Source organism: Lysobacter sp. 1R34A (assembly GCF_051217035.1).
In the GTDB taxonomy this organism is placed as follows: Bacteria; Pseudomonadota; Gammaproteobacteria; order Xanthomonadales; family Xanthomonadaceae; genus Lysobacter.
This window is the reverse complement of sequence record NZ_JBPKJP010000164.1, coordinates 1-5,319: the sequence shown is the minus strand read 5'-3', so window position 1 is coordinate 5,319 and position 5,319 is coordinate 1. Positions and strand designations below refer to the sequence as shown.

Here is a 5,319-nt window from a genome sequence, read left to right as displayed (position 1 = left end):
AGCGCGGCGATGCGGTCGCCGTCGCGCACCGCGGCCCAGGCCGCGACCGCGCCGGCACGCGCGGCCTGCACCGACTTGAAGCGCACCCGGGTGCCGAAATAAAGCGAGGGTGCGGTGTCGGCGACGATCAGACTCAAGCGCTCGCGTTCGGCCTGGAACAACTTGGTGTGCGCGCGCCCGGTGCGTGCGGTCAGGCGCCAATCGATATGGCGCGCGTCGTCGCCGTGCGAATACTCGCGCGACTCCGCGTACTCCATGCCGCGCCCGCGCAGCGGCGACAGGGCCTGGCCGCTGACGCCGTGGCGGCCCAGGCGCGCGTTGCGGCGCCCGCCGACCGCCGCGCGCAGCGCGACCAGTTCCGCCAGGCCCGGAACGATGCCCTCGCTCATCGGCCCTTCCCGTTCGCGCGGACGACGCCGTCGCGCATCCCGAGTCCGGAATCGCGCATCGCGGCACTCAAGGCAACGGCACCTTCTTGAGCAGTTCGCCGAGCAGACGGTCGCCGTCCCAGCCTTCGGCGGTGGCTTCGTAGCTCGGCAGGATCCGGTGACGCAGCACTTCCGGGGCGATCGCGCGGACGTCGTCGGGCGTGACGAAGTCGCGGCCGGCCAGCCAGGCATGCGCGCGCGCGCAACGCTCCAGCGCGATCGAGCCGCGCGGGCTCGCGCCCCAGGCGATGCGCCGGGCCAGCGCGGCGTCGTAGCGCGCGGCATCGCGCGAGGCCAGCACGATCTCGACGAGGTAGCGCTCCACCGCCGGCGCCACGTGCAGGTCGAGCACCGCGGCGCGCGCGGCGAACACATCGGCCTGCGGCATCTTCTCGACCGGTGCGGTCGCGGTCTGCAGGGTCTGGCGCGCGCGTTCGCGGGCCAGGCGCAGGATCTCGGTTTCCGCGGCGGCTTCGGGATAGCCGATCCGCACATGCATCAGGAAGCGATCGAGCTGCGCCTCCGGTAACGGGAAGGTACCTTCCTGCTCGATCGGGTTCTGGGTCGCCATCACCAGGAACAAGGGCGGCAGGGCGTACGTCGCGCGGCCGACCGTGACCTGGCGTTCGCCCATCGCCTCGAGCAGCGCCGACTGGACCTTGGCCGGCGCGCGGTTGATTTCGTCGGCGAGCAGGATCGGATGGAAGATCGGCCCGGCCTGGAACTCGAAGCGGCCTTCCTGCGGACGCCAGACTTCGGTGCCGGTCAGGTCGGCCGGCAGCAGGTCGGGGGTGAACTGGACGCGGGCGAAATCGGCTTCCAGACGCGAGGCCAGCGCGCGCACCGCGCTGGTCTTGGCCAGGCCGGGCGCGCCCTCGACCAGCAGATGGCCGTCGGCGAGCAAGGCGATCAACAGCCGCTCGATCAATTCGGCCTGGCCGACGATCTCCTGGGCGAGCGCATCGCGCAGTGCGCGGAAGGCGTCGTGCAGGCGCGCGGTCTCGGCATCGGCCTGAGCCGGCGCGGTGTCACGGGGGCGATCGGGGCTGCTGTCCATCCGGTATCCAATGACGATCGAAGGCGAGATCAAGTCGATTTTGACCGAAGTTCGCCAGCGGGGTTCAAAAAAAGCGATTAGGAAACGAACCGCATCCATCGCGAACGAGGCGTGACAGCCTCGAATCCGCGCTATGCGCGACGCAAGTACTTGATTCGCGCCCGTTAAGCCAGGCGCGGCCGCCGAGCGCGAAGGCGTAAACAGGCCGCGGGCCTGAGCCGGTGTTCAGCCCCTTCGGGCCACTCGGCAGTTCGAACGATGGGGCTGTCCGGACCGCCGGCTCAAATGCAAAGAGGGCCCGAAGGCCCTCTTTGCGATCACGCTCGACGCCGTGGATCAGCGCTGGGTCACCTTCATCACCTTCGGGGTGACGAAGATCAGCAGCTCGGCCTTTTCCTTGCTGCGGCTCTTCTTCTTGAAGAGGTTGCCGAGGAAGGGGATGTCGGCCAGGAACGGCACCTTGGACAGGTCGGTGCGATCGCGGAACTCGTACACGCCGCCGATCACGACGGTCTGACCGTCCTCGACCAGCACCGCGGTATTGATGTTGCGCTTGTTGATCTGCGGGACCTGGCCGATCGAGGTGTCGACGAAGCCCTCGATCTCGTCCTTCTTCACGTTCATGTTGAGGAAGACGCGGCCATCGTTGGTGATAGTCGGATTGACCTTCATCTCCATCAGCACGTCCTTGAACTGGACGTTCGGGATCGGGATGCTGTTGCCGCCCTGCTGCGGGGAGATCGTCACGTAGCCGACTTCCTGGCCCTGGCTGATCACCGCCTCGCGCTGGTTGCTCGTGACCACGCGCGGGTTGGAGACCACTTCGCCGCGGCCTTCGGTCTGCATCGCGCTGAACTCCATGTCCAGGTTGACGTACTTGCCGAGGATGGTGAAGGCGAGCGCGCCGGCCGGATTGGCGATGCCGACATTGCTGTTGAGGCTGGCCGGGAACAGGAAGGCCGGGTTGGTCAGAGTCTGCAGCAACGAACGAGCTTGATTGAACAGCGCGGTCGCACCGGCGGCGTCGCCGCGAGCCTGCGCATCGTTGCCGTCCCGGGTCAAGGCCGCGGCCTTGCCTTCGATCAGGCTGTTCTGCGCGGCGGTATTGCGGAAATTGTTGATGCTCTCCAGCGTGCCGCTGGTGATCACGTCGCCCTTCTCACCGGAGATGCCGAAGCGGGCGCCGAGATCACGGGCGAAGCTCTCGGTCGCGATGACGATGCGGGCCTCGATCAGGACCTGATCGACCGGACGATCGATGACCCGGATCAGCTCCTTCATCTGCACGATCTTCTTCGGAATATCGCTGATCATCAGGGTGTTGGTACGCTCGTCGGCGACCAAGCGGCCGCGCGGCGAGAGGAAGCCATTCTCGTTACTATTGCCGGTGCCGCCTTCGCCGCCGCCGCTCCCGCCGATGCCCTTGGCCTCGGTCAGCGCCTTATAGATCTGCGCGGCGTTGTGATAGTTGATCTGGATGTATTCGGTGGTCAGGTCGACACGGTTGTCGAGCGCGATACGGGCGTCTTCGCGGTCCTGCTCGTACTTCGCCACTTCGGCCTGCGGCGCGACCCAGACCACGTTGCCGCTGCGGCGCTTGTCCAGGCCCTTGGCCTGCAGGACGATGTCGAGCGCCTGATCCCACGGCACGTTGACCAGACGCAGGGTGACGTTGCCCTGCACAGTATCGGCGGCGACGATGTTGAGGTTCGACTCCTCGGCGACCAACTGCAGCACGGTGCGCACCGGCACGTCCTGGAAGTTGAAGGTCACCGGACGTCCGGAGTAGGTACGGACCACGCCCGCCTGGGTCGACCCCGCGGTGCTGCCTGCGGCGCTCGCCGGCTTGGCGGCGGCCGCGCCGACCGCGCGACTGCCCGCCGCCGCCGTGCGCGGCACGACCTCGACGATGTATTCGCGGCCGGTCTGGTAGGCCATGGTGTCGTAGGCGCCGCTGGTATTGAGCACCAACTGGGTCCCGGTGCCGCTGGTGCGCGCGTCGACGCGCTGCACCGGCGTGGCGAAGTCGCTGACGTTGAGCGGGCGCTGCAACGAGGCCGGCAGTTGCGCGTTGCCGACGTTGATCAGGACTTCGGAGCCCTGGTTGCGCATGTCCGGCAGGGCACCGTCGCCGCTGAAGCGCACGATCAGCTTGCCGGAGCCGCCGTCGCCGCGCTTGAAGTCGATGTTCGCGACCGAGATCGTGCCCGGCAGCTGCTTGCCCGGGTCGTTGCTCGGCGTCGGTGCGACCTGCACCGTGGGCGCCTGAACAACAGGCGCCTGGACAGCGGGTGCGTGGACAGCGGGCGCCGTCGTCGCAGCCGCAGGCGGCGCCGCGTGGACGGCGCTGATGCCAGCCAGCAGGCCGACGACGAGTCCGGCCAAGCGCGGACCGGAAGCCATGGGGCGTCGAGCCGACGGCATGGATTTGGCGTTGAGTACGATCATCATGCTATCCCCTAATCATTGATCTTCGAGCGCCACGGAAGCTGGACGTTCCAGCCAACCGCCTGCGCCGTCCGGCACCAGTTCCACCAAGTCGATGCGGTCCTCAGTCACGGCGGTCACACGACCGTCGTTCTGCCCCATGTACGCACCGGGTCGAACACGATAAGTCACTTTGTCGGGCGCCATGACCAGCGCCACGGTACCGCTGCCGCGGCCGAGCGTGCCGACCATGTCCAGCGCGTCGAGCGGGAACTGTTCGAGCAATTGCTTGCGCCGCACCTTGTCCGGACGCAGGCCGGAGCCGTCGTCTTCGTCGGTGAAGGCGGTGCTGAACGGATCGCGCAGGTCTTGCGCGGCGTATTCGAAGGTCTCGAACTGCTGCATGACCGGCAGCGGGTCCAGCGGCGGCGCCGGCTTGGCCTTGACCTCGGCCACCCACTTCTCGAGGTTGGGCGCATCGCCCGGCGTGCTGGAGATGGTCCGGAAACAACCGCTGACGACAAGCGTCATGGCGATCGCGCACAGGCCGCCGACGAAGGAGCGATTGAGAACGAAGTGCCTACGCATCTCAGCCCTCCTCCTTGTTGTTCTTGGCATTATCGCCCTTGTTCCCGTCCGCTGCGGCTGCGCCGTCGGCCGCAGGAGCTTGTGCAGCCATCTCTTCCTCGTCGAGGTAGCGGTAAGTCTTGACCGTGCCGGCCAACTCAAGCGGGCTGTTCGGAGTGATGCCGCCGACCGCGTCCTTGCTGTTCTTGCCCTTGGGCTTCAGCGAGATGTCGTGCATGGTCATGATGACCACGCGCGGCAGCGACGCCACACCGCTGACGAAGGCGCCGAACTGGTGATAGGTGCCCACCATGCGCAAGGCGATCGGCTTCTCGGCGTAGAACTCCTTGGGGACTTCGGCTCCGGGCTGGAACAGCTCGTTGGAGATGCCGGTGGCCAGGGCGGTCTGCGAGATGTCGACGATCAGATCCGGCATCTCGGTCTTGCTCGGCAGCTGGCGCAGCATCTGTTGCAGTTGCTGTTCCATCTGCACGAGCTGCTGCTTGAGCGGTTCCAGGTTGGCCGCGCGCCCTTGCTTGGTCTCGAACGTGGTTCGCAACTCCGTTTCTTTTCGCTCCAGGCCTTCGAGCTCTTCGCGCTTGTCGCTGACGAATAGCCACCAGGCCAGGCCGATGATCACCACGCCGACGAGGGCGCAGAAAATGATCTGGGCCTGGCGCGGCCAGCCGCCGATGTTGTTGATGTCCAGATTCTTCATAGAAGCCTTTCTGCTCACGACGCGGCTCCTGTCTTGGTGGGCGCCGGCGCGGGCTGGGCCGGCGCGGCAGCAGGCTTGGCAGCCTCGGCGGCCGGCTTGGCCGGCGGCGTAGCCGGTTGCGC

Annotated in this window: 5 protein-coding genes; all 5 read right to left on the bottom strand. The window is 67.1% G+C overall.

Annotation, left to right across the window (positions count from 1 at the left end; all coding sequences use genetic code 11):
• A partial coding sequence (locus ACSAMQ_RS19835; RefSeq protein WP_435397304.1) for a DUF58 domain-containing protein occupies window positions 1-389 on the bottom strand: 389 nt, incomplete at its 3' end.
• A gap of 67 nt (window positions 390-456) precedes the next feature.
• Window positions 457-1,485, bottom strand: a complete 1,029-nt coding sequence (locus tag ACSAMQ_RS19830; RefSeq protein ID WP_435397303.1) for an AAA family ATPase — start codon at window positions 1,483-1,485, stop codon at window positions 457-459.
• Between the two features lie 336 nt (window positions 1,486-1,821).
• Window positions 1,822-3,909: a type IV pilus secretin PilQ gene (locus ACSAMQ_RS19825; protein WP_435397306.1), complete on the bottom strand. Its 2,088-nt coding sequence runs from the start codon at window positions 3,907-3,909 to the stop codon at window positions 1,822-1,824.
• A 39-nt stretch (window positions 3,910-3,948) separates the two neighbouring features.
• Window positions 3,949-4,500, bottom strand: a complete 552-nt coding sequence (locus ACSAMQ_RS19820) for a pilus assembly protein PilP (protein ID WP_435397302.1) — start codon at window positions 4,498-4,500, stop codon at window positions 3,949-3,951.
• Window position 4,501: 1 nt separating this feature from the next.
• Entirely contained in the window at window positions 4,502-5,215 is a 714-nt protein-coding gene (locus ACSAMQ_RS19815) for a type 4a pilus biogenesis protein PilO (RefSeq protein WP_435397305.1), read from the bottom strand.
• Window positions 5,216-5,319 lie beyond the last annotated feature (104 nt).

Bases quoted from the DNA above. Each gene is read 5' to 3' on its own strand.
- ACSAMQ_RS19830 (WP_435397303.1), bottom strand. From the start codon at position 1,485: ATGGACAGCAGCCCCGATCGCCCCCGTGACACCGCGCCGGCTCAGGCC.
- ACSAMQ_RS19825 (WP_435397306.1), bottom strand. From the start codon at position 3,909: ATGCCGTCGGCTCGACGCCCCATGGCTTCCGGTCCGCGCTTGGCCGGA.
- ACSAMQ_RS19820 (WP_435397302.1), bottom strand. From the start codon at position 4,500: ATGCGTAGGCACTTCGTTCTCAATCGCTCCTTCGTCGGCGGCCTGTGC.